Raw genomic sequence first — 20,815 nt, 5'->3', positions numbered from 1 at the left:
TGTTCAGGTGCCCGATCTACATGGTGACATGTGTGCTTTTCCCGTGCTCAGGCAAGTGGCCGCATTGACTTGAACGGCCATGCTGGTGGCGTCCCCAAAGGTCCCTGGTGGTCGGCAAGGTTGAAGACATACCAATGACAGCCAAAAGCAAGATAAACCTGTTGAGTTTGCGCAAGCAGCTTGCTTGACGTACCTTGTTGGCGGACTCTGTCCGTCATTTGGGAGAACAGGTATGGCTGAAGAAACACAGGGCGAAAAAGCCTCCGTCAAGCAGCGTCTGCAGTTGGAGATGCGTGAATACCTTATCATCAGCGCATACCTCTGGGTTTGTTTCTCCACCATACTGATCTACGAAAGCGCTTTGCTCAGCGATAAAAATATAGCCGCTCTCCCCCTGAGTGCGGCGGTTGTCAAGGCACTGATCTTTGGCAAGTTCATTCTCATTGGCAAAGCCCTGAAGCCCGGAACGCGCATGACGCCAAATGTCCTGCTACTGAAAATATTCTGGAAGGCGCTTGGCTTGTTAGCAATGTTGGTGATATTTACCGGAATAGAAGAGCTCATTGTTGGCATGGTTCATGGTCAGGCTGTCGCGGAAACACTGGCAGAGCTGGCTGCCAGGCCATTGCTTCAGTTTATTGCCCCCAGCTTGCTGATGTTATTGGTTCTGGTGCCTATGATTGCCTTTGAGGAGGTCGACCGGGAGTTGGGGCAGGGGACACTGCGGCGTATCCTGTTTTCCAGTTCCGGCTCAGGTTGAGCGGTGATAGTGCCGGCTCTGCTTCGGTAATCTCTGTAAATTGCTTGTCCGCAGCGATTGCGCGCGTGACTCTCGCCGCTGGCTTTTATCTGCACTGTCCGCAACAGAATGAGGAGCGCAGTAATGCAACTGACCCGACGTGAAGCCCTGTTAACCGGGGTATCCCTGGCTACTGCGCCCCTGCTGGGGGGCTGCTCCACTGATGGATTCAATGTTGTTGTGGATGACAGTCTGCCGCTCGGTCCGTTTGGCGCCAGTTCCACCGGAGAGGAGGTGACAGCCGACCTGGACCTCACCGGCAAGGTAGCGTTGGTGACTGGCTGTAACTCTGGTCTCGGTTACGAAACCATGCGGGTGCTGGCACTGCGCGGCGCTCATGTACTGGGTACAGGGCGAACCCTGGACAAGGCTCACAGAGCCTGCGCAAGTGTCGAGGGCAGGGCAACACCGTTGGCTCTGGAACTGTCTGATTTTCAGTCGGCGGTAGATTGCGCGGCACAGGTGGCCGCACTAGGGCTTGTGCCTGACATGGTTATTCTCAATGCCGGCATCAATACTTTTGGTGACCTGGAACTAGTGGACGGCGTCGAGAAGATCTTCGTGGTCAACTTCCTCGGCCACTTCGTGCTGGTAAATCAACTAATGCCCCAGTTGCTGGCCAAGGACAGCAGCGCGCGGGTGGTGCATGTCAGCAGTCGCTCAGGGTATCGACAGGCACCTGCAGTCGGTATCGACTTTGACAACCTGCGTGGCGAAAGAGCATTTGACGCAGGTGAAGCCTATGGTCGTTCCAAGCTCGCCAACGCCCTGTTCTCACTGCAGTTGGCAGAGCGCCTGCAGGCAACCGGTATCACCTCTAATGCCATTCACCCCGGCCTGGTTAAAACCAACATTGCACGCACTGCCCCGGCGCTGCTGCGCGAGGGCTTTGAGTTGTTTGGCGGGCTGGTCGCCAAAAGTCCTGAGGAGGGGGCTGCGACGCAGCTATATGTAGCAACCAGTCCGCTTCTGAATGGTGTCTCTGGTGCCTATTTTGAGGACTGTAATCCCGTTATTGTCAGTGGTCCCCAGCACATGACCGACAAAGCCATGGCCGCCCGGCTATGGTCAGTTGCTGAAAAGATGACAGCCGGGTACCTGGTATGAAAATGTTGAAGAGGGTGCTGCAGGTGCTGGTAGCGGGTTGCGCAATCATTATCGTCGGTTTCAATTTATGGGGCGCTGTTACCCTGGGCGTGTTAACCCCGGATCCTGATGCCTACCTCGACCCGGCGGCAAACAGGGTGGTGATGGTCTTCGGTGCCAGCGGTTCTGTCGGTGATGGTCTGCTCAAGGCAGCGATGGAAGACCCGGATGTCGAGGAAATATACGCCCTGACCCGTCGCCTTTCCCCCCGCCTGGAGCGCGGTCAGGTGTCGGGGCGCGTGAAGGTGATGCTGCACAATGACTTCACCGATTACAGTGAACTCGACGACACTCTGGCCAGGGTGAACACCGTCATGTGGGGTCTGGGCGCATCATCTATCGGTATGGACGCAGAGCTGTACCGACGTATTCATGTGGACTTCCCCATCGCTTTTGTCGAAGCCTGGCTGGACCAGCCCAGTGATGCACCGCGAGCATTCCACTATGTTACCGGTATGGGCACCGGCGAGCAGGAGAGTGCCCAGTGGGCAAAGGACAAGGGCGGTGCCGAGCGCCGCGTCGCGGAAATGGCACAAGGCACCAGCCTGCGCACTTTCGGGCACCGTTCTGCCTGGGTGCGACCCACCGCTGAAAACGCAGGTCCGGGCATTTATCTGGGTGAGTTATTGCTCAAGCCCGGCCACCTGGTCATTCGCGGTATTGACCTGGGAAGGGCGATGTTGGAAATCAGCGCGCGTACAGGTGAACTGCCCAATGGCACACTGATAGACAATAAAGACGCACTCGACTATGCAGCGGCGTACAGGGTTCGCCACCAACTGGACTAGTCTTATCAACCGAGCCTGAATTGTTTGCCAAACTTAGTGGAACACCCCATCTGCCCGCGGAGCTTACACCAACGTGCTGCATTTTAAGGACATTCTGCGCCTGGCTGGCCTTGCAATCGGTATCTGCCTGTTGGCGGCTTGCGCTGCCAATGCGCCTTTACCGTCGCCTCAGGCCTCGGGTGCTGCACCGGTCTCGCCGGATGAGAGGCGCACGCTGGCGCTGCTGGGTGCAACGGGCATGGTAGGCGGGTATCTGCTGGAAGAGGCGCTTGCCCGCGGCCATGAAGTGCGCGCACTGGCAAGAACGCCCGCCAAACTGGCAGCATTCAGCGAGCGTATTACCATTGTGCAGGGCGACGCCCGCGAACAGGCCGTGATAAGCGAGTTGTTGCGTGGCAGTGACGTGGTCATCAACGCATTGGGGCCGGTCAAAGCAGATGGTGATGCGGCGCGGTTTATCAATTCCGCTGTTACCGAAAGGGTGCTGCGCGAAATGACCGAAGCTGGCATTTCGCAATACCTGGTGGTATCTGGCGCGGCGGTGGTGATGCCCGGTGATGATCGGAATCTGCTGGGTTGGTGGATAAGAACCCTGGCGCGGCTGGGTCTGCGTGAGACCCTGCAAGACAAGCAGGCGGAGTATGCGCTGCTCGCGCAAAGCAAGGTTGACTGGACGCTGGTGCGTTGCCCGTTGATTGATCCGCAGCCTTTTCGCGCAGCACCTCGCGCAGCGATGGAAACACCTCCCGCCTTCCGTTTGCGTGCAGGGGAACTGGCAAAATTTATGATCGACCAGATAGGGTCCGATACTTTTTCGGCAAAAGGACCCTTTCTGGGCAGCCGTTAATGCGGCTTTTATTCTGCAAGCTTGCTGGCAGTGTAGATCTACACGATCAACTGGAATAACAACAGGAAGCCCGACCCATGGGACAATTCTACGTTCAGTATGAGTACTGGTTTGCCGCCGTGCAGCTGGTGCTGGCCATGCTGGGCATGGGCGCCACGCTAACCGGCAAGGACTTCCGCGACGTGGTGTCGGAGCCACTCGCGGTTACTGTCGGTACCCTGGTGCAACTGCTCGCGGTGCCGGTCACTGCCTTTGCGTTCCTGCGTTTTGCCGGCGTGCATGAAGGTGTGGCGGTAGGCATCGCACTGATTGCGGCGATACCTGGTGGTACCACCTCGAACATTTTTACCTTTCTGGCTCGCGGTAACGCGGCCTTGTCCATCAGCATTACCGGTATCACCACACTGGCTTGCCTGGTGTCTACGCCGTTCATTCTCTCTGTACTGGTGAGCCAATACCTCCCCGTGGGCTTCACCATGCCTACCGGACAGATTATTCGGGAGATCGCTTTCACGCTGTTGCTGCCGCTGGCCGCCGGCATGACGTATCTGTATATGTACCCGGGCAGTGCCGCGACGCTGTCCAGGTGGAGTATTCGCGGCTCGCTGGTGGGTATACTGCTGATTGTGGTCGGCTCGGCGAGCGCAGGAAGACTCGATGCAGGTGCTTTCGGTGCAGACAATATGTTGATGGTGGCGCTTTTCGCCGTGTTACTGGCGGTCATGGGATACCTGGTCCCCAGGGTATTGGGGCTATCGCGGGTGGATGCCACGGCGATTGAGTTTGAAGTGGTCGTGCGCAATGTGAACCTGGGGGTTCTGATCAAGGCCGCTCTATTTCCGGCTGCCGTTTCCGCCACAGCCGCGCTGGGCGACCTGGTGTTATTTACCCTGCTGCTATACGGTGCCCTGCAGTTGCTGGTGTCTGCGCCATTGATATTGATGAAACGCAAACACTCAAGTACTGCCGTTTACAGGTAGTGTCCCGCCAGCGCGTGATTGATGGCAGTACGATTTTGCTTGCCAGGGAATAACAAATCTTATGCGCTGCAGAACCCGGGTGACGAGCCACCCATGCAAATCAGGGAGCTTTGCGCCGGTTCGGCAAGATCTTTTTTGCGGTAAGGCAGCGCCAGGCCCACTCCACCGGGCCCTGCCGGAAAAACCGTAGCCAGGTACTGGCGAAGACGACCTGGAAAGCATAGATGCCGATGGCGAGAACGCCCAGCTGTGCCAGTCCCAGCGTGGCGATATGACCAAGCCCCACCCCGTAAAAAATGCCGACACCAATCACTGTCTGGCCCAGATAGCTGGTAAATGCGGTGCGACCGATCAAGGTCAGGGGGTGCATCAGCTGCCGGCCAATGCCGGTTTCGAAGGCGAGCACCAGTACGCACATATAGCCCAGGGCCATCAGTAGCTGCCCCAGAACGTAGAGCTGTTTGCTAACCAGGTCCATCGGGTGACGAGCCCAGGAGGCCATGGATAGCCCCATATTCATGGCAATCAGGGTCAGGGCTACGCCACTGACCAGGCAGACGAGCAGAGTCAGCGGCCTGCGCGCAGCGCCAGTGAAAAACCCTGTGCGCGCCAGGTAGCAACCGATCAGGAAAAAGCCAAGCACCCGACTGATACGTCCATTGGGGATAAAATCGTGCCAGCGCCAGTAAATATTGTGCAGGTTAACTTCAAATATCTGCCCCCAGTCGGTAGAGGCAAAGGCAGCAATAACCGCCTCACCACTCATGTCCGGATAGTTGTGGTGCGCCAGTTTCCCGGTGGCGACTTCAGGCTCTCCTGTCAGCAACACCACCAGGTGGGTAAGCAGGAAGGCGAACATCAATGTCACGCCCAACAGTAGCTGAGACCTGGGGGAAAGCGAACGCAGGGCGATCATTACAAAGGCGAGTATCGCGTATAGCAGCAAAATGTCACCGGACCACAGCAGCATATGCAGGAAACCAAACAACAGGAGAAATGCCATGCGTCGTCGGTACATGGGTAGAAAGGTTTCGGCCTGGTGTTGCTTGCGCTCCCATTGGAGTCCGAAGCCCACACCGAAGAGAAGTGAGAAGATAGCGTAGAACTTACTGTCCACCAGGAAGGTGTTCCACCAGTAAAGCACGGCATCCAAGGTGTAATAGGGCAGTTCTGCCAGCTCAGTAAATGGCAGGAACTTGTAGCCGCTCCAGCTCTGTATGTTGGCCAACAGGATGCCAAGGACGGCGAATCCGCGAATGGCATCGATAACCTCAATACGCGTGTTTGCTGATTTTTCCATTCGAAAAGCCTAAAGTTCGTTTCGTCAGTTCAACAGCATCGCCGGGCAAAAGAAAGTGTCGCGAAGCCGTATATGTTTCGCGCAGAGCTTATCGGTGATGTGTGATACAAGCGGCTGATCCCTGCGCAGACTGGCGCTGTTTTTTTGCCTGTGCAACGCTGAACCAGGCCAGGTCATAGCTCTCCTGCAGCAGTTCAATGGCGGCGAGTATTTCGGTGGTCTCACGCAGAAACTCTTCTCTTCGGGCCAGTAATTCTGGTGCCTTGCCTGTGATCAGTCGACGGTACTCTGCCAGTTGCAGTCCCGTGCTGAACAAGTCTTTTGAAATAGCGGACTCACCGCTTATTTGCCGCCTGAGCAGCATTTCGCGGCCCTGGCCTAAAAGATCGCGGGAGAATATCTTGCTGTCCGGGGCTGCTTTGGTGCCAAGCGAAAGCAGGGTGGCGGCGACCACGTGATAGGCCTCGGCAATCGACCGCAGGATAGCATGACCGAAACGCGGAGGACTTTCACGCAGCTGTTTGTGCAATGAAGTGTCGCCGCGGCGCCACCGGGGGTAGCGACGTGATGTATCTACCAGGACCTCTTCCCAAAACTCATCTTTGGGCCTGAAGAAGAACTCAAACTTGAACAGGTCACGTAACTGCTCGACACGGCACCGCAGTTCCGGCTCGCCAACCAGCGTGGCATCGTCGACACTCATGGCCAGGCCTATCTCTCCGAGCGCCGCGGCGAGGAAATAGTGGGTGATCGTGTTGCGGTAGTAGGCGGCGGCCAGTTGTTGTTCCTCCGGAATGTAACTGACCGGTGTGCTGCCTCCCTCGAACGCTTTTACCAGTCGGGAGCCGCGCATGGACAGCACCGCCGCAGCCACCTGCTCCTCGTCTTCCAGGCGGAAGCCACTTGCCGTCGGCAGCCCCTTTTCCCGCACCAGCGCAGCTATTTCACTGGCCTGCAGGAAGACCTCCCGGTCGCTGAGCGCGCGGCCGTTGGCGCCCAGCAGGACCATGGCGAGCACATCTGCTGACTTGATGGGTGTGACCTGCTCCATGCGAGTGCACACCTCAAATGCCAGGCGCGTGGCCAGGCTGGGCCCTTCTTCCTCGGTAGGACCGATGTCTGGCGCTGCGGCATCATCCAGGCCCACGGGCTTGGCGAAGCGCACATAGATCTTGCCGTAGGGCTCCTTCATGCCGAAGATGAAATTAAGAAACCAGCCCAGGGATTCCTTGCGCTTGGGCATACCGCGCTGCAGCGCCACATAATCATCAATTTCGGCTATGCGGTCAAAGGCAATGGAGACAGGGACCAGCTTGACGTCGCGCATCTCCTCGCGCTCACAGGCCTCCAATACCCAGTTGAGTATGCCCAGTTTGGGAGGTGAGAGTTTTCCTGTGCGTGAGCGAGTGCCCTCGATTGACCACGTCAGCGGCATGCGATTACGGATCAGGTAGTCAATGTAGTGGCGAAATACCAGTTTGTAGATGGCGTCTTCCTGAAAGCTGCGGCGTAGAAAAATTGCACCGACACGCCGTGCCAGCGCGCCGAAGCCGAGGAAGTTCATATTGATGCCGGCGAATACCAGCGGCAGCGGTTTGAACTGATTGTCGTAAAGCGACAACAGGAAAACGAAGCTGTCCATATGCGACTTGTGTGACCAGAGGAATAGCAGCAGGTGATCCCTGGAGAGCTCGCGCAGTTGCTCTAACGCCTCAAGGTTGATATCGAGCTTGGGTTCGTAGCTGCGCGTATAGACGAAACGGGCCATCTTTGCGGCGGGTGCCAGCCAGGACTCCCGCGGGGTTGCGGCCATCTCTTCCAGACACTTGCGCGCATGCTTGCACGCTTGCAGCTCACTCTTTCCAGTCGCTTTTGCTGCCAGTGCCAATTCTGCGAGGAATGCCGGTTCATCGAGCAGGGTGTGGGCCGCGTTGGCGGTCCTGTTTTTCTTTGGCAGGTTCATCAGGCCAGTATAGCCCCGGTTGTGTAAAAAAACGTCACACACTGACATGGTGTCGACCAGTCACTGCCATGCGTTGTCGCGGGTTCCTGAAAATGGCGGTGACCAGCGATTTCTGCGCAGGGCATGCACATGCCGGCGGATACGTGCCAGAATAGCAGTTCAATTACTGAGGAAGCTCCCTGACCAATGTCTGACCTGCTCAGCCTGGGCACGATTGCGCTGCTTGGATTCGCATGCCAATGGCTTGCCTGGCGCACCCGCGTACCGGGCATTCTGTTTCTGCTGATCTGTGGAATACTACTGGGCCCGGTTTCAGGCGCCCTGAACCCGGATGCATTATTTGGCGACCTGCTGTTTCCTTTCGTTTCCCTGAGTGTGGCAATTATCCTGTTTGAGGGCAGTCTTACGCTCAAGCTGACAGAGCTCACCGAGATCGGTCCAACTGTAAGGAACATGGTGTCCTACGGGGCACTGGTGAACATGCTGGTTTCCACGGTGGCTACGCATTACCTGATTGGATTGAGCTGGCCGATAGCCGCGCTGTTTGGCGCGATTATGGTGGTAACCGGGCCCACCGTGATCATGCCCATGCTGCGTTCCGTGAAGCCCAATGCAAAAGTATCCAAGGCGCTGCGCTGGGAGGGTATTGTGATCGATCCCCTGGGCGCTCTGTTGGCGGTACTGGTGTTCGAATGGATAGTGGCGCAGCAGACCAGCGCCCACATCGGCCACGTATTCCTGGTCTTCGGGCAGACCATTGCCCTGGGGTTGATTGTCGGTGTTTTCGTGGGCCAGCTTTTTGGCGTGTTACTGAGACATGAGCTTATTCCGGAATACTTGCATAATTATTCCGCCATTGCCTTTGTTGTAGGTGCGTTTGCGGTATCCAATAGCCTGCTCCATGAGTCCGGGCTCCTGACCGTTACCATCATGGGCATTTGGCTGACCAATATGAAGGATGTGCATATTCGTGACATCCTCAATTTCAAGGAGACCCTGACCGTCATCCTGGTATCGTCGCTATTTATTGTGTTGGCAGCCCGTGTCGACTTTACCAACCTGTTGCAGCTCGGTTGGGGTGCCATCGCCGTGTTATTGGTTATGCAGTTTGTGGCGCGACCGCTAAAGGTGTTCCTTAGTACCATTGGTTCCACGTTCACGCTCAACGAGCGTATCGTCCTGGCCTGGATTGGTCCGCGCGGAATTGTCGCCGCTGCTGTTTCAGTGGTCTTCGCGCTACGACTGGAATCCCTGGGTGTGGACTCGGCGGAGCTTCTGGTGCCCCTGGCCTTCACCATTATCATTGGTACCGTCGTCATCCAGAGCGCTACGGCGCGCCCCCTCGCCAGATTGCTGGACGTTGGCGAAACGGGCAACCAGGGTTTCCTGGTGATAGGTGCGAATCCTCTTGGTGTCGCGATTGCCAAGGCGCTGGAGTCTGCTGAAATCAAGACCGTGGTCTGCGACACGAAGTGGGAGCGAATAAGGAAGGCGCGGATGGCGGGGCTGGATACCTATCATGGCAACCCCATTTCGGATCACGCTGACCTGCATCTGGAACTGGCCGGGTTGGAAGGTATGTTGGGGCTTTCACCGTTCAAAAGTGACAACCTGGCAGCTGGACTGCGCTTTCGCGAGGACTTTGGCATACGTAATGTATTCGCGCTGTCTTCACGCGCCGATGCCAAATCCAATTCCAGGCACCGAGCCAGCGCCTTTTACAAGGGGCAGGTACTGTTCGACGAAGATATTCACTATGAGCAACTGGCCAGGCTTCTGCATAAGGGCGCAACGATCAAGAAGACCCAGCTGAGCGAGGCCTACGGATTTGATCAATGGCTCGATGAGAACCCGGCCGAAGAATCGGTACTGCTGTTTGCGATCGACGCGGAAGGCAAGCTGCACTGGCGCACGGCAGGAAACGATCTGAAGGCGCAGCAAGGGTGGAGCGTGTATGCATTGCGCCTCAACCAGACCCGGTCTGTAGAGAGCGCCTAGGCTGCGCTCCTGCCGACGACGCAGGCAGCCGGGGCCATTAAGTGGCAGAGGCATCAGCCGCGAGCATTTTGCATCGGGTCCGGCGTCGGTGAGCGGTGAAGCCGAGATGCAGTCGGCTTCCTGGTAGTTCTTGGTGGTACCAGCCTACCTGACGTAACCGGCGACCGCCACGAAGTGGCAAACCGAGCCCACGAGAACGAAAAAGTGCCAGATGCCGTGAGCGTGATTCAACCACTTTGCCTTGTCCAGCAGGTAGAAAGCGATGCCTGCAGTGTAGGCAATGCCGCCCGCAGTGACCCACCAGAAACCAGCGTCCGGCAGAGCCGCACGCAAGCTTGCCATATCCAGTGAGCAGGCCCATCCCATCCCCAGATAGATCACCAGCTGCACGAACTTTACCAGACGTCCAGTTAACAGCAGTTCGGAAATGATGCCGACGACTGCAAGTGTCCATACCAGTGCCAGGATCATGGTGCCACTGCTGCCAGGCATGCTGATCAGCATAAATGGCGTATAGGTGCCCGCGATCAGTAGATAGATGGAGATGTGGTCCAACACCTTGAAGACTTGCTTGAGTTTTGGCGCCTGGAAGCTGTGATACAGCGTTGACATGGTATAGAGCAGGACCAGGGTGAGGCCAAACGCGGTAAAGCCGACTATGGTCGTCGCGTCGCCTGTCTGCAGGCCGAGCGCCAGCAGTGCGCCCAGTGCGATAAGCGCGAAAACAGCGCCCACCAGGTGACTGATACTATTCAGCCTTTCTCCGTAGTACATCTTCAGTAGTGTCCTCTGGGCTGTTGCGTGACGCTGGCAAATCGCGGGACCAAGTATATGCGATAACGGCGGGTCGCTGAATGCAGCGTTGTCATGCGCGGGTCAGGATTGAACGAAATTTGCACAATTTCGCTTTACGACTACCCTCTAAAGTAGCCCGCTGGCACACGGCCACGTATGGGCCAACAATAACGAGGGTAATAATCATGACAGCAATAAGAACAGTGGTATTAGGAATTACGGCAGTACTCATTGCTTGGGCACCCGCCGCCCTGACGCAGGAGGGCGGGGCCAAGCCCGCGCCGGTAGAGGCTTTCTACTGCAACCTGCAGCCGGGTAAGAGCATGAAAGACCTGATGAAGGTGGCAGGCAGTTTCAGTCGCTGGGCCGGCAAAAATGACCCGACGTATGCCGCCTGGATACTCACACCCCAGTTTGCGACGTTCACCGATGGACCGCAGTTGATCTGGCTGGGCTCGCATCCTTCCGGCAATCACATGGGTAAGGGCCTTGACGCTTGGCAAGCAGGTGGTGGTGATATTCAGGAAGAGTTCAACGAGGTAATTGCCTGCGGTCAACACGGTCTGGCCTCGTCTGTAGAGATTAATGCGCCAGATGGCCCCCCGGAAGACGGCGTGGTGATGTTTGTAGAGTGCAGCATGGCAGACGAAGGTGAGTGGCAGAAGGCGATAGCCGGGCACAAGAAGTATGCTGCCGCAATGCGCTCTTTGGGTGCAAAGAACTCCAACTGGGTGTTCTTCCCGATGCTCGGTGGTTCGTCGGATAGAGACTTCGATTATTGGAGTGTTGCAACATTCAGCAACTGGACCGATTATTTTGCCGCCTATGAGATCTATATGACCGGCGGTGGTTGGCAAAAAGGCATGGAAAGCCTGAAGGGTGCGGCGACGTGTGCCGCAGGCTCAGCGACTGTCTGGGATGCGAAGATGGTGCACAAACCCGCTCGTTAGTCTATCTATTGACGACAATGCCTCGTGTCGTGTCCGGAATCCCGGCGCGACACGAATTTCGTGTTATCAGGGTTCGAGGTGTTTGCGTAAATGCGTAAACAGGGCGCCTATGCCGTGAAAGACGATAATAGGGATAAAAAAGCAGGCCAAAAATAGCGGCCCGTCAAAGCCAAGCTCCACGACAGTTTGCGGCCGTTTGGCCGGTTCAACCCCCAGGGAATCTATGGGTGCAGCACGGTCCGTTTGTGCCTGACCCGGTGTAATCTCGATATGGCGCTGAATGAACGGACTGAGAATGTCCGCCTTCATCGGGTCGCGATCCAGGCTGCGCCATTCCAGGATGGTTATAAAGCACAGCATGAACGCCCAGACCACGCTGAAGTGGGTGGCACGATTGAACCTCGCAGGATTCATTGACTGTGGCATCCTGGCTGGTGCATACAGAAATCGCCCGATAACCTTTTCATGCCGCCCACACCAGCATCGCTGCGCGGCAGACCAGCGCAATCAAAACCAGCGAGGAAAGGAAGAACAGCACAAAGCGAACCTCAATTTTGTTCCACATTGCCTGTTGCAGTGTGTGGGCAATTCGAAGTCCCACATAACACCAGGCCAGGGTCAGGTTCAGGCCGTCTCCTGCCCCCAGCAGTGCCAGCGTGAGGGCAACAGCGTAAAACAGGGTGGGTTGCTCCAACAGGTGATTGTAGTTGTCGGCCTTCCAGCGCACCCGCGCCGGCAGTTCCGCCATTTGTTGTCCTTTGGGCAGCTCCGGGTCCAGTTGCATGCCAGCGCGCTTTATGGCAGGTATGCGGGTGGCGTACATCCACGCCCAGACGATACAGGTCAGTAGAAGCAGCACGGTCACCGGGGCGAGGATTTCTGTGGAGGCTTGCATGGTTTGCTCCTGATTTTGACTGGGTTGGCCCTGGGGGCAAGTTCGGATGATGCGTCATGCGTGTTATGCCATCAAGTTCAATATGATAGTCACCGCAACTTGCTTTGGCCGCTGCAATCGTTGCACAGAGAAATCCTGACTGATTCAATGTCAGGCCTATTGGCAAAGGATGTGCCCGCAGTGACTGATCGGAAGTGCTTTGGCAAAGCTATCAGGGTCACGCATCGAGGAGGCGGCTTCCGGCGATATATCTGCGTAGGCTGGAGTACTGATGCGGCAGCTTGCGAGAAATCACGACCCGGGCACTAAAAATACCTATCTGTAATGAGTGAAAAGAGGATCGACATGCTGAAGAATCAACGAGTTCTGGTAACTGGCGCGACGGGACAGGTAGCCCGCCCTATTGCGGAGCAGCTGGACAAGAGTAACGAGGTCTGGGCGGCGGCGCGTTTTTCTGACCCTAAAGCCAGGGAAGAGATTGAGGCGCAGGGCATCAAGACGGTTAACTTCACCATGGGCGAGGAGGACCTCTCGCACATGCCTGACGTGGACTATGTGATTCACTGTGCGGTAAATGTGTCTCCCGAGACAACCGAACAGGCCTTGACCGATAACGCGGAAGGCACCGGGTTCCTGATGAAACGCTATCGCGACGCCAGGGCCTTCTTCCACATGTCGTCAGACTCTGTTTATCGCGATAACCCAGACCCGCAAGCGGTGATCGATGAGTCAGCCACGCTGGGTGGCTATTCCACTTATTCGCCACACTACGCCATGAGCAAACTGGCCAGTGAGGGCGTTGCGCGTTACCAGGCGCGCGAACTGCAGTTGCCCACGGTCATTGCCCGGCTGGACGTGGCCTATGGTTTGTGTGGCCATGGCGGCGTGCCCACGGCCCTCTACCAGATGATGCGCGGCGGTATCCCTTATACGCGCAAGAGTAATGGCGAGAGTTTTTGTTGTCCGATATATGAAACGGATATCGTCGAGCAGGTTCAGGGTCTGCTCCAGCACGCTGCAGTGCCCGCGTTGACGGTCAATCTGGGCGGGGACGAGGCGGTGTCTGTGGAAGAGATGATCCGCTATATCGAGTCCCTCACCGGGATGTCGATGAAAATTGAGGAGGCCGCGCTGGCGACCTGGCAAATGAAAATCGTGGATGCCACGTTGCGCAAGAAATTGGCCGGCCCCTGCAAAACCCGCTGGCAAGATGGTATCCGCACGATTCTTGAGCAGCGTTTTCCCGGCAGTGTGACGGCCTGACCTGGTGCGGGAAAGGGGGTTTCACAACTTTTGCCCTGCTGTGGCCAGTTGTACATGCACTACGCTGGCCTTATCCCGGGCAAGGTATTGGTCGCTATAAGTGGTGCGTGCCGGACTTCAGGACTCCCGGCGCATCACTGTTTGACCGTCCTGCAGTCGTTCCAGTCCACGCACCGCCACCCAGTCTCCCCGGCTGAGCTTGCCCCTTACGCTGACCCAGGCTGTGGAGCCTTCACCCACTTCCACGGGTACGCGGTGGGCCTTGTCCTTCTCATCGATACGAAACACGTAGTTACCCTCGGAGCGCAGGACAATGGCATCCCGGGGGATCTGCACCGTCGCCTTGCCGCTGGAGATCTGCAGTGAAACGTTGACCAATTGACCGGCGATAACTGTCCCGCTGCCGGAAGAGTCAATGTCTGCACGCACCTCGAAAGTCTGCGAGTTACTGTCTGCTGCGGGAATAATCGTACGCACTGTTGATTGTTGTGTCGGTGGCGTCTCGCCCAGCAGTTGCCCGCCTTGTGCAGCGAAGGCGACCTGTTGGTTTACCTGCAGCCGACCCAGATAACTGACGGGCACCTGAAAACGTAATTCCAGTTGCTCCAGGTCAACCAGTCGCGCAATCGGCTCGCCCGGATTGACGTATTCGCCACCGCGTTTAAGGCGTTGAGCGATCACACCGGAAAAGGGTGCGACCAGGCGCGAGCGTCGCAGTTCGTCGTCGAGCTGGGCTATACGCGCCTGCAGGGAGCGTAACTCCAGCCGGGAAATATCCCGCTGCGACTCACTCTCGTCCACCAGCCGCTCGGACGCATTATTGGCTTCCATGAGTCGCTTCAGTCGCACCAGCTCTTTATCCAGATAGGCGCCATTAACCTGTTCACGCTGCGCCAGGTGCGAGAGCTCTGCCTTGCGTAGCAGAATGGGTTGTTGGTCCAGCTGGCCGATCACCTCGCCCTTTCTGACCAGGGTGCCCGGTTCCAGTACCCATTCCAGCTGTCCTGACAGCGTCAGGCTCAGACTGGCGTCATGGCGGCTATGTACCCTTCCGTTAAGTGGCAAACTGCGCTCAACCGCTTGCTCGCGCACCTGCTCTACCAGCACCGGAACAGGGCTCTGCTGGGCGAGTGCGGCGGATGTGAAGCAGGTGGCCAGTACCACTGAGCTGAAGAGTTGACGCGTAGCGTTCACACTTGCTCCTTGAACGGTTTTACTTTGCCGAAGCGTAGCAGGCTGGGTAGCAGTAACAAGGTAAACATTGCGCAAATGACCATGCCGCCGACGATCACGGTGGCGAGGCCGCGGTAAATCTCGGAGCCTACGCCGGGAATCAGCATTAGCGGCAACATACCGAAGATGCTGGTAAGTGTGCTCATGAAAATGGGCCGGGCGCGAAACAGGACCGCCTGGTGTACGGCCTCCGCGTCTGTCATGCCGCTTTTCTGTGCGCTGCGTGTCTGGTCTACCAGCAGGATGGCGTTGTTGACGACCAGCCCCAGCAGGATGATAAACCCGATCATGGTGAGCAGGTCCAGCGACTGATACGTCACCAGGTTGAGCAGCTTCAATGCCGCGAGCCCACCGGCGATGGCCATGGGCATCACCAACAGTACCAGGATCGCATCCCGTCCGGATTTGAACAGTGCCGCCATAATGAGGTAGAGAATCAAGATTGCCAGCAGGAAGTTAACGCCCACTGTACGCAAGGCTTCAGACAGGCGGTCGGCGCTGCCGCGGTAACCCAGTCGTGCCCCCTGTGGCAGCAGCGGTTTGACCTTCGGTTCCACCTCGTCGCGCAGGCGCTGCAAAGCCTCTTCCATGGTGACGTTGTCCGGCGGGATCAGGAAAATGGTGACGGTGCGCTGGCCGTCCACACGTTGCAGTTCAGCTGGGCCCACTCCCCGGCGTATTTCCGCCAGTTCGCCAATCGTCTGGATGCCGGCAAGCGGTGTCGCCAACGGCATGGCAGCCAGCTGCTCTGGCGAGTTCCAGGTCTCGCCACGCAGTATCAGGTCATAGCGGTTGTTGCCGTCGAAGTATTCACCCGCCCACAGTCCATCAGTATAGGTACGCACCACATCGCCCACCGCGCGTCGATCCAGCCCGGCCAGGCTCAGGCGCTGCTCACGGGGGTACACGCGCAGTTCCGCCTCGCCAGCGCTCAGGTCGGGGGCGGAAAATACCACGCCGTCTTCCCACAGTGCCTGGGTAAGCTCCATGGTGGCGGCGGCAACCGTTTTCAGCTGCTCCAGGTCCGAACCCTGCAGGTCAATGTTGATTGCATCCGGCCCGTCGTTATTGAGGTTGAGCATGGATGAATGGCTGACATAGGCCACGGTGTCGGTGAGCCCCGTGTACAGCTCGTTGCGCAACAGCTCGATCAGGGCGGGGATGTCTTCGGATTTTTCCGGATAAATGAAATTCATGGTGTCTGTAGCGCCCCAACTGGCGAGATTGTAGCCGCGAATATGTGGCTCCTTTTCGCCGTCGTAGTAGGGCTTCAGACGCGCGATAATATCGCTGATTAATTCCTGCTCCAGGGTGTCGAGATTCACTCCCGGCGGTGCCGCAAAATAGGTTTGCACGGAGTCGATGCGCGCTTTGGGGAGGAAATCGATCTTGGGCAGGAATATCCAGCTCAGCAACAGCGATCCGCCCAGGATGGCAACGATCCACGCTGAGCGGGCCGCGGGGTTGTCGGTTATGCGGATCACCAGGTCGGCAAGCTGGCGCCAGCGCTGCGCCAAACGATCCGGTCTTGGTTCGGCCGTCGACAGCTTCAGCCCGGCGGCCGGGAGAATCGTCATCGCGGTGATCAGTGAAAAGCTGACGGCCGTGGTGAGCGTAATCGCGAGGTCCTTGAACAGCTGGCCCTCAACCCCCACCATGAACAGAATGGGCAGGAAGATTGCCACGCTGGTCAGTGTGGATGAGAACAGTGCGCCACTGACTTCCCTGCATCCCTGTATGGTCGCATCGTAGGCGGCCATGCCCGAGGCGCGCAGGCGCACTATGTTTTCCTGCACGATGATCGCCGCATCCATGACCAGGCCGACGGCAAACGCAAGTCCCGCCAGGGAGATAACGTTCAGTGTCTTGCCGGTGAGCTTTAACACCACGAACGCTACCAGCAACGACAGCGGAATCGTGGCGGCGATCAGCAGCGTTGCGCGTACATTGCGCAGGAAGTACCACAACACGAGACTGGCAAGTACCAGGCCCAGTAACAAATTCTGCTGAACCAGAGCGATGGCCCGGCGTATATGCAGGGAGGCGTCGAAGCTCAACTCAATGGTCAGGCCCTCCGCCTCCAGCACCTCCTCGTTGATTTCCTTGATGGTGCTGTTGAGTGCATCCAACAGTTCCACGGTGTTGGCGTCATAGCTGGGTATCATGCTGATGTAGTAGGCGGGGAAGCCGTTGCGGAATGACAGGTTCACCCGCTTGCGCAGGCCGCGTTCGACGGTTGCCACATCTGTCAGCCGCACGGGTTCGCCATTCTGCCAGGCAACGACCAGGTCGCCCAGTTCCTCAATGGAGCGCTGACCGAGGTAGCGCACGGTATAGCGGCGGCGACCGACGTCGGCAAAACCACCGGATACATCCACTGCCCGTCGCAAGGTATCAGCCACTTCCGGAATCTGGATGTTGCGCGCGGCCAGCCGTTGGGTGTCGAGAGTGACGTGTATCTCTGGTTCGCGTTCGCTGGCGAGTCCAACCCTGGCGACGCCGGGCACCTGGGCCAGGCGCGGCTCGACCTCCCGGTCGATCAATTCCTGATAGGTCGCCACGTCACGGTTCTCATTGCCGGGCAGTGTATAGATCAATAGCGACGCCGCTTGACCGCGGCCGCTGCTGCCGCCGGAGCGAATCTGCGGCTCACCCGCATCTGCGGGCAGGTCCGCCGCCTGATTGAGCTGCGTAATTACATCAATCAGCGCTCTTTGCATGTCCCAGCCGACCCGGAAGTCGAGTCGGATCCGACCGCTGCCGCGGCGGATTTCACTGACCATGTTTTCCAGCCCTTCGATATTGCGCAGTACTTGTTCCTGCGGCTGCACGATGGACTCCTCGACTTCTTCGGGAGCGGCCGCGCGCCAGTCTGTCTCGATGGAGATGGCCGGTCTGTCGACATCAGGTAAAAGCTGTATGGGCAGACCGCGTACCGCAATCAGTCCAAAAATGATGATCAGAACCACTATCACCGCGATCGCCGCAGGATTGTTTATGGAGAGCCGGGTCATTCTATTATTTTTGCCCCTGTTGCTATCGGATGCTTAGATTCACGCGATCGTGGCGAGCAGTTTAGCCTATTTGCGGTTGCGCGTTTTGTACACGCACGACTTGCAGGGTCTTCTTTCGGGCGCCTCAGGATAATCTCCTGTCAACAGATACGGCGACTCGCCGGGTAGCGAGTTGCGGTCGGCCAGGCTGTCTGTGATCACTGCCCGGTGATCAGTGGGTGGTCTGCGGGCAATTGCCGTTTGATCCACAGCGCAAGCTTGTGCTCCATGTTGGGTACGCTGATATCCTGCTTGGCGAGCGGCTGGATCAGCTTGTCCTCCACCAGGGCGCGATAGATATACTCGACCTTGAGTTTGTGGGAGTCGGTCTCTTCGAACTCGCCATAGCCGCGTTTTTTGACATACACTCCGCCCACCGCGAGTGCCTTCTTTACCAACTCAGCTTCGGTTTTATTCTTTGCCATGTTCGCCTCCGGCGTTATTCAGTATGCGCGTATAAGCGGTCTGTTTCCTATGCCTGCGTGCGCAGTGCGTCACCCGTTCAACGGACCCGGCTGCAGACCCAATTTACTGCGCAGTACCCGCGCGCGTTTGTCCTCGCCATCGTGGCTCCAGCCTGGCGCCAACAGCAGGTAGCGGCAGCGATCAACCCAGTTTGTTGCTCTCTTGCAGTCTCGCCAGATTGACTGGTACTCGTGGGTCGCCACGTCTATTGGACGGTAAGAGGTAATATTGACGGTAAGTCCGTAAGTGGGCTTCTCCCCCGGCATCTCCCGGGAAAATGAACCAAACAGGCGATCCCAGATAATAAAAATCCCGCCGTGATTACAGTCAAGGTAGCGAATATTGGACGCATGGTGTACCCGGTGGTGTGAAGGAGTGTTAAACCAGTATTCGATGGGGGCCGGGAGCTTGTCCACCAGTTCACTGTGTATCCAGAACTGGTAGAAGAGGTTGATCGTCATCACGGTGAATATCATCAGCGGGTCGAACCCCAGCAATGGCAGTGGCACCCAGAAAAGGAATTTGTGCAAGCGCTCACCCACCCCCTGACGCAGTGCGGTGGCGAAATTCATTTTCAGCGCGGAGTGATGGGTAACATGGCCCGCCCAGAACAGCCGTATCTCGTGATTCATGCGGTGGAACCAGTAGTAGACGAAATCGTCCAGCACCAGCAGCAGGCACCAGGCCCACCACTGCCGCTGGACAATATCCTTCAGTGGGCTCATCTCGTGCAGGTAGTAAAAGAGTATGAAGGCGCCGAGTTTGGGTAGAAACTCGACTATCGGTGTGAACAGCAGCATCCAGAAAGAGGCCCTGGTGTCACGTGGTTCGTACAGGTCGAGGCTGTGCCGGCGGCTGTAACCATACTCAAGTGCCACCGACAGCAGAAAGATCGGTACGAAAAAGTACAGCAGCCTGTCATTGGAAAACTCGTTGAACAATTGCTGGAATGTCACGCCGGAGTTTCCGCTTGATTGTTGGATTGCATGGGCTACAGGTTAGTCAACCCTTGGCCGGGGCGCCAGACCCCTGTGCATGGAATTAAGCGACTCCGGTTCCAGGTGTGGAATGTATTCCCGGTGGGCGCAGGGGCCTGCCCGGTGAACTGCTCAGGCACCTGCGCTGCCTTTTGCCCCAGACCTTTGAACTGCCCGCACATGTGCTATGGTTCGTGGCCAGACCATGCCTAGCGGAAAACAATCATGAGTGCACCAGAACAGTCTCGCCAGATCCAGTCATTGATAAGCAAAGAGGGCCAACTGCAGCTGTCTATCGCCGCGGTGGAACTACCCAAGCCGGGTCCCGATGACATCATCGTGCGCATCGAGGCAGCCCCGATTAACCCCTCTGATCTGGCGCTGCTTACCGGCCCTGCTGACCTGGGCACAGCCGTGGCTGGGGGTACCGCGGAGTCACCGGTGGTGACCGCAGATATTCCTTCCAGGCTCATGGGTATGGTGGCTGGCCGGGTCGGTGAACCTATGGCCGTGGGCAACGAAGCAGCGGGGGTGGTCGTCGCCGCGGGCTCCTCTGATGCGGCCCAGAGTCTGTTAGGCAAAACCGTGGGCATAGCCGGCGGTGAAATGTTCGCCGAGTATCGCTGCGTGAATGCCATGATGGCGCTGCCCATGCCGGCTGCTGTGTCGCCCGCGCAAGCCGCCTCCAGCTTCGTCAACCCGATGACTGCGCTGGGCATGGTTGAGACCATGCGTGACGAGGGCTTCACTGCGCTGGTGCATACCGCTGCTGCCTCCAACCTGGGCCAGATGCTGAACAGGGTCTGCCTGGCCGATGGTATCGATCTGGTGAACATTGTGCGCAAGCCGGAACAGGAAGAGATTCTGCGTGAGATCGGGGCCAAATACGTGGTCAACTCCAGTTCGGACAGTTTTGCCGACGACCTGACCGCCGCAATCGAGGCCACCGGCGCCTACCTGGCCTTTGATGCTACCGGCGGTGGCAACATGGCCAACACTATCCTCACCTGCATGGAACGCGCTGCGACGAAAGGGATGGAGTACAACCGTTACGGTTCCGATACCATGAAGAAGGTCTATGTTTACGGTCGGCTGGACCTGTCACCCATACAGCTCACAGCCGCCTATGGGTTCTCGTTCAGTGTGAGTGGCTGGCTGCTGACACCCTTCCTGCAGCGTATAGGCATTCCACGCATGATAGAGCTGAGGCAGCGTGTGGCTGCGGAGATAAGCACCACGTTCGCCAGTCATTACACTGCGGAAATCTCCATGGAAGAGGCCCTTTCCCTGGATACCCTGCGTCTCTACAGTCAGCGCCAGACCGGCCAGAAGTACCTTATCAACCCGCATAAGCAGGCTTAGC

General features: G+C 57.5%; 18 protein-coding genes. 9 read left to right on the top strand and 9 right to left on the bottom strand.

What is annotated here, in order from left to right:
- Nucleotides 1–232 precede the first annotated feature (232 nt).
- From C0039_RS00750 to C0039_RS00730, 5 genes are all read left to right on the top strand, one after another.
- Nucleotides 233–760, top strand: coding sequence for a hypothetical protein (locus C0039_RS00750; RefSeq protein WP_101516989.1), 528 nt, complete (start codon nt 233–235; stop codon nt 758–760).
- 123 nt (nt 761–883) lie between these two features.
- A complete protein-coding gene (locus C0039_RS00745) occupies nt 884–1,906 on the top strand; it encodes an SDR family NAD(P)-dependent oxidoreductase (protein WP_101516988.1) in 1,023 nt (340 codons plus the stop codon).
- The gene (locus tag C0039_RS00740) at nt 1,903–2,733 is read left to right on the top strand and encodes a Rossmann-fold NAD(P)-binding domain-containing protein (protein WP_232334905.1); all 831 of its coding nucleotides are present in this window, start codon (nt 1,903–1,905) and stop codon (nt 2,731–2,733) included. Before C0039_RS00745 ends, C0039_RS00740 begins: the two co-directional genes overlap by 4 nt.
- A gap of 73 nt (nt 2,734–2,806) precedes the next feature.
- Entirely contained in the window at nt 2,807–3,580 is a 774-nt protein-coding gene (locus tag C0039_RS00735) for an NAD(P)-dependent oxidoreductase (RefSeq protein WP_101516987.1), read from the top strand.
- A gap of 77 nt (nt 3,581–3,657) precedes the next feature.
- Nucleotides 3,658–4,560 (top strand): bile acid:sodium symporter family protein, encoded by a 903-nt coding sequence (locus C0039_RS00730; protein WP_101516986.1) that lies wholly within the window; start codon nt 3,658–3,660, stop codon nt 4,558–4,560.
- A 100-nt stretch (nt 4,561–4,660) separates the two neighbouring features.
- Here the strand turns inward: C0039_RS00730 and C0039_RS00725 are convergent, their stop codons facing one another.
- Both C0039_RS00725 and C0039_RS00720 read right to left on the bottom strand, forming a co-directional pair.
- The gene (locus C0039_RS00725; RefSeq protein ID WP_101516985.1) at nt 4,661–5,860 is read right to left on the bottom strand and encodes a DUF418 domain-containing protein; all 1,200 of its coding nucleotides are present in this window, start codon (nt 5,858–5,860) and stop codon (nt 4,661–4,663) included.
- Between the two features lie 88 nt (nt 5,861–5,948).
- Entirely contained in the window at nt 5,949–7,871 is a 1,923-nt protein-coding gene (locus tag C0039_RS00720; RefSeq protein WP_101516984.1) for a 1-acyl-sn-glycerol-3-phosphate acyltransferase, read from the bottom strand.
- A gap of 138 nt (nt 7,872–8,009) precedes the next feature.
- Here C0039_RS00720 and C0039_RS00715 point away from each other — a divergent pair, with 138 nt between their 5' ends.
- Entirely contained in the window at nt 8,010–9,821 is a 1,812-nt protein-coding gene (locus tag C0039_RS00715; RefSeq protein ID WP_101516983.1) for a cation:proton antiporter, read from the top strand.
- Between the two features lie 144 nt (nt 9,822–9,965).
- Here C0039_RS00715 and trhA read toward each other — a convergent pair whose 3' ends face one another.
- On the bottom strand, nt 9,966–10,595 hold the full coding sequence (gene trhA, locus C0039_RS00710; protein WP_075999547.1) for a PAQR family membrane homeostasis protein TrhA: 630 nt from the start codon (nt 10,593–10,595) through the stop codon (nt 9,966–9,968).
- A 206-nt stretch (nt 10,596–10,801) separates the two neighbouring features.
- On the opposite strand from trhA, the gene C0039_RS00705 reads away from it, so the two are divergent.
- Nucleotides 10,802–11,566 carry a hypothetical protein gene (locus C0039_RS00705; protein ID WP_133125916.1) on the top strand — a complete coding sequence of 255 codons (765 nt, stop codon included), beginning with the start codon at nt 10,802–10,804 and terminating at the stop codon, nt 11,564–11,566.
- A 66-nt stretch (nt 11,567–11,632) separates the two neighbouring features.
- Here C0039_RS00705 and C0039_RS00700 read toward each other — a convergent pair whose 3' ends face one another.
- Together C0039_RS00700 and C0039_RS00695 are read right to left on the bottom strand one after the other, a co-directional pair.
- Nucleotides 11,633–11,980 carry a hypothetical protein gene (locus C0039_RS00700; protein WP_101516982.1) on the bottom strand — a complete coding sequence of 116 codons (348 nt, stop codon included), beginning with the start codon at nt 11,978–11,980 and terminating at the stop codon, nt 11,633–11,635.
- A 49-nt stretch (nt 11,981–12,029) separates the two neighbouring features.
- Nucleotides 12,030–12,461, bottom strand: coding sequence for an MAPEG family protein (locus tag C0039_RS00695; RefSeq protein ID WP_075999544.1), 432 nt, complete (start codon nt 12,459–12,461; stop codon nt 12,030–12,032).
- Between the two features lie 345 nt (nt 12,462–12,806).
- On the opposite strand from C0039_RS00695, the gene C0039_RS00690 reads away from it, so the two are divergent.
- Nucleotides 12,807–13,724 carry an NAD-dependent epimerase/dehydratase family protein gene (locus C0039_RS00690; RefSeq protein ID WP_165787000.1) on the top strand — a complete coding sequence of 306 codons (918 nt, stop codon included), beginning with the start codon at nt 12,807–12,809 and terminating at the stop codon, nt 13,722–13,724.
- Nucleotides 13,725–13,841: 117 nt separating this feature from the next.
- Here C0039_RS00690 and C0039_RS00685 read toward each other — a convergent pair whose 3' ends face one another.
- From C0039_RS00685 to C0039_RS00670, 4 genes are all read right to left on the bottom strand, one after another.
- Nucleotides 13,842–14,918: an efflux RND transporter periplasmic adaptor subunit gene (locus tag C0039_RS00685; protein WP_075999542.1), complete on the bottom strand. Its 1,077-nt coding sequence runs from the start codon at nt 14,916–14,918 to the stop codon at nt 13,842–13,844.
- Complete coding sequence (locus C0039_RS00680) at nt 14,915–17,971, bottom strand: efflux RND transporter permease subunit (RefSeq protein WP_075999541.1); 3,057 nt, start codon at nt 17,969–17,971, stop codon at nt 14,915–14,917. Before C0039_RS00680 ends, C0039_RS00685 begins: the two co-directional genes overlap by 4 nt.
- 197 nt (nt 17,972–18,168) lie before the next feature.
- Nucleotides 18,169–18,435, bottom strand: coding sequence for a DUF5062 family protein (locus tag C0039_RS00675; RefSeq protein ID WP_075999540.1), 267 nt, complete (start codon nt 18,433–18,435; stop codon nt 18,169–18,171).
- Nucleotides 18,436–18,504: 69 nt separating this feature from the next.
- Nucleotides 18,505–19,431, bottom strand: coding sequence for a sterol desaturase family protein (locus tag C0039_RS00670; RefSeq protein ID WP_101516980.1), 927 nt, complete (start codon nt 19,429–19,431; stop codon nt 18,505–18,507).
- Nucleotides 19,432–19,677: 246 nt separating this feature from the next.
- On the opposite strand from C0039_RS00670, the gene C0039_RS00665 reads away from it, so the two are divergent.
- Nucleotides 19,678–20,814 (top strand): zinc-binding dehydrogenase, encoded by a 1,137-nt coding sequence (locus C0039_RS00665; protein ID WP_101516979.1) that lies wholly within the window; start codon nt 19,678–19,680, stop codon nt 20,812–20,814.
- The last annotated feature ends 1 nt before the right edge of the window (nt 20,815 follow it).

The sequence above is a fragment of the Pseudohalioglobus lutimaris genome (assembly GCF_002866825.1).
Lineage (GTDB): Bacteria > Pseudomonadota > Gammaproteobacteria > Pseudomonadales > Halieaceae > Halioglobus > Halioglobus lutimaris.
The sequence above is the reverse complement of the archived record's forward strand: the minus strand, read 5'-3'. Positions and strand labels throughout refer to the sequence as shown.

Bases quoted from the DNA above. Each gene is read 5' to 3' on its own strand.
- C0039_RS00750 (WP_101516989.1), top strand. From the start codon at position 233: ATGGCTGAAGAAACACAGGGCGAAAAAGCCTCCGTCAAGCAGCGTCTG.
- C0039_RS00745 (WP_101516988.1), top strand. From the start codon at position 884: ATGCAACTGACCCGACGTGAAGCCCTGTTAACCGGGGTATCCCTGGCT.
- C0039_RS00740 (WP_232334905.1), top strand. From the start codon at position 1,903: ATGAAAATGTTGAAGAGGGTGCTGCAGGTGCTGGTAGCGGGTTGCGCA.
- C0039_RS00730 (WP_101516986.1), top strand. From the start codon at position 3,658: ATGGGACAATTCTACGTTCAGTATGAGTACTGGTTTGCCGCCGTGCAG.
- C0039_RS00725 (WP_101516985.1), bottom strand. From the start codon at position 5,860: ATGGAAAAATCAGCAAACACGCGTATTGAGGTTATCGATGCCATTCGC.
- C0039_RS00720 (WP_101516984.1), bottom strand. From the start codon at position 7,871: ATGTCAGTGTGTGACGTTTTTTTACACAACCGGGGCTATACTGGCCTG.
- C0039_RS00715 (WP_101516983.1), top strand. From the start codon at position 8,010: ATGTCTGACCTGCTCAGCCTGGGCACGATTGCGCTGCTTGGATTCGCA.
- trhA (WP_075999547.1), bottom strand. From the start codon at position 10,595: ATGTACTACGGAGAAAGGCTGAATAGTATCAGTCACCTGGTGGGCGCT.
- C0039_RS00705 (WP_133125916.1), top strand. From the start codon at position 10,802: ATGACAGCAATAAGAACAGTGGTATTAGGAATTACGGCAGTACTCATT.
- C0039_RS00700 (WP_101516982.1), bottom strand. From the start codon at position 11,980: ATGAATCCTGCGAGGTTCAATCGTGCCACCCACTTCAGCGTGGTCTGG.
- C0039_RS00695 (WP_075999544.1), bottom strand. From the start codon at position 12,461: ATGCAAGCCTCCACAGAAATCCTCGCCCCGGTGACCGTGCTGCTTCTA.
- C0039_RS00690 (WP_165787000.1), top strand. From the start codon at position 12,807: ATGCTGAAGAATCAACGAGTTCTGGTAACTGGCGCGACGGGACAGGTA.
- C0039_RS00680 (WP_075999541.1), bottom strand. From the start codon at position 17,971: ATGACCCGGCTCTCCATAAACAATCCTGCGGCGATCGCGGTGATAGTG.
- C0039_RS00675 (WP_075999540.1), bottom strand. From the start codon at position 18,435: ATGGCAAAGAATAAAACCGAAGCTGAGTTGGTAAAGAAGGCACTCGCG.
- C0039_RS00665 (WP_101516979.1), top strand. From the start codon at position 19,678: ATGAGTGCACCAGAACAGTCTCGCCAGATCCAGTCATTGATAAGCAAA.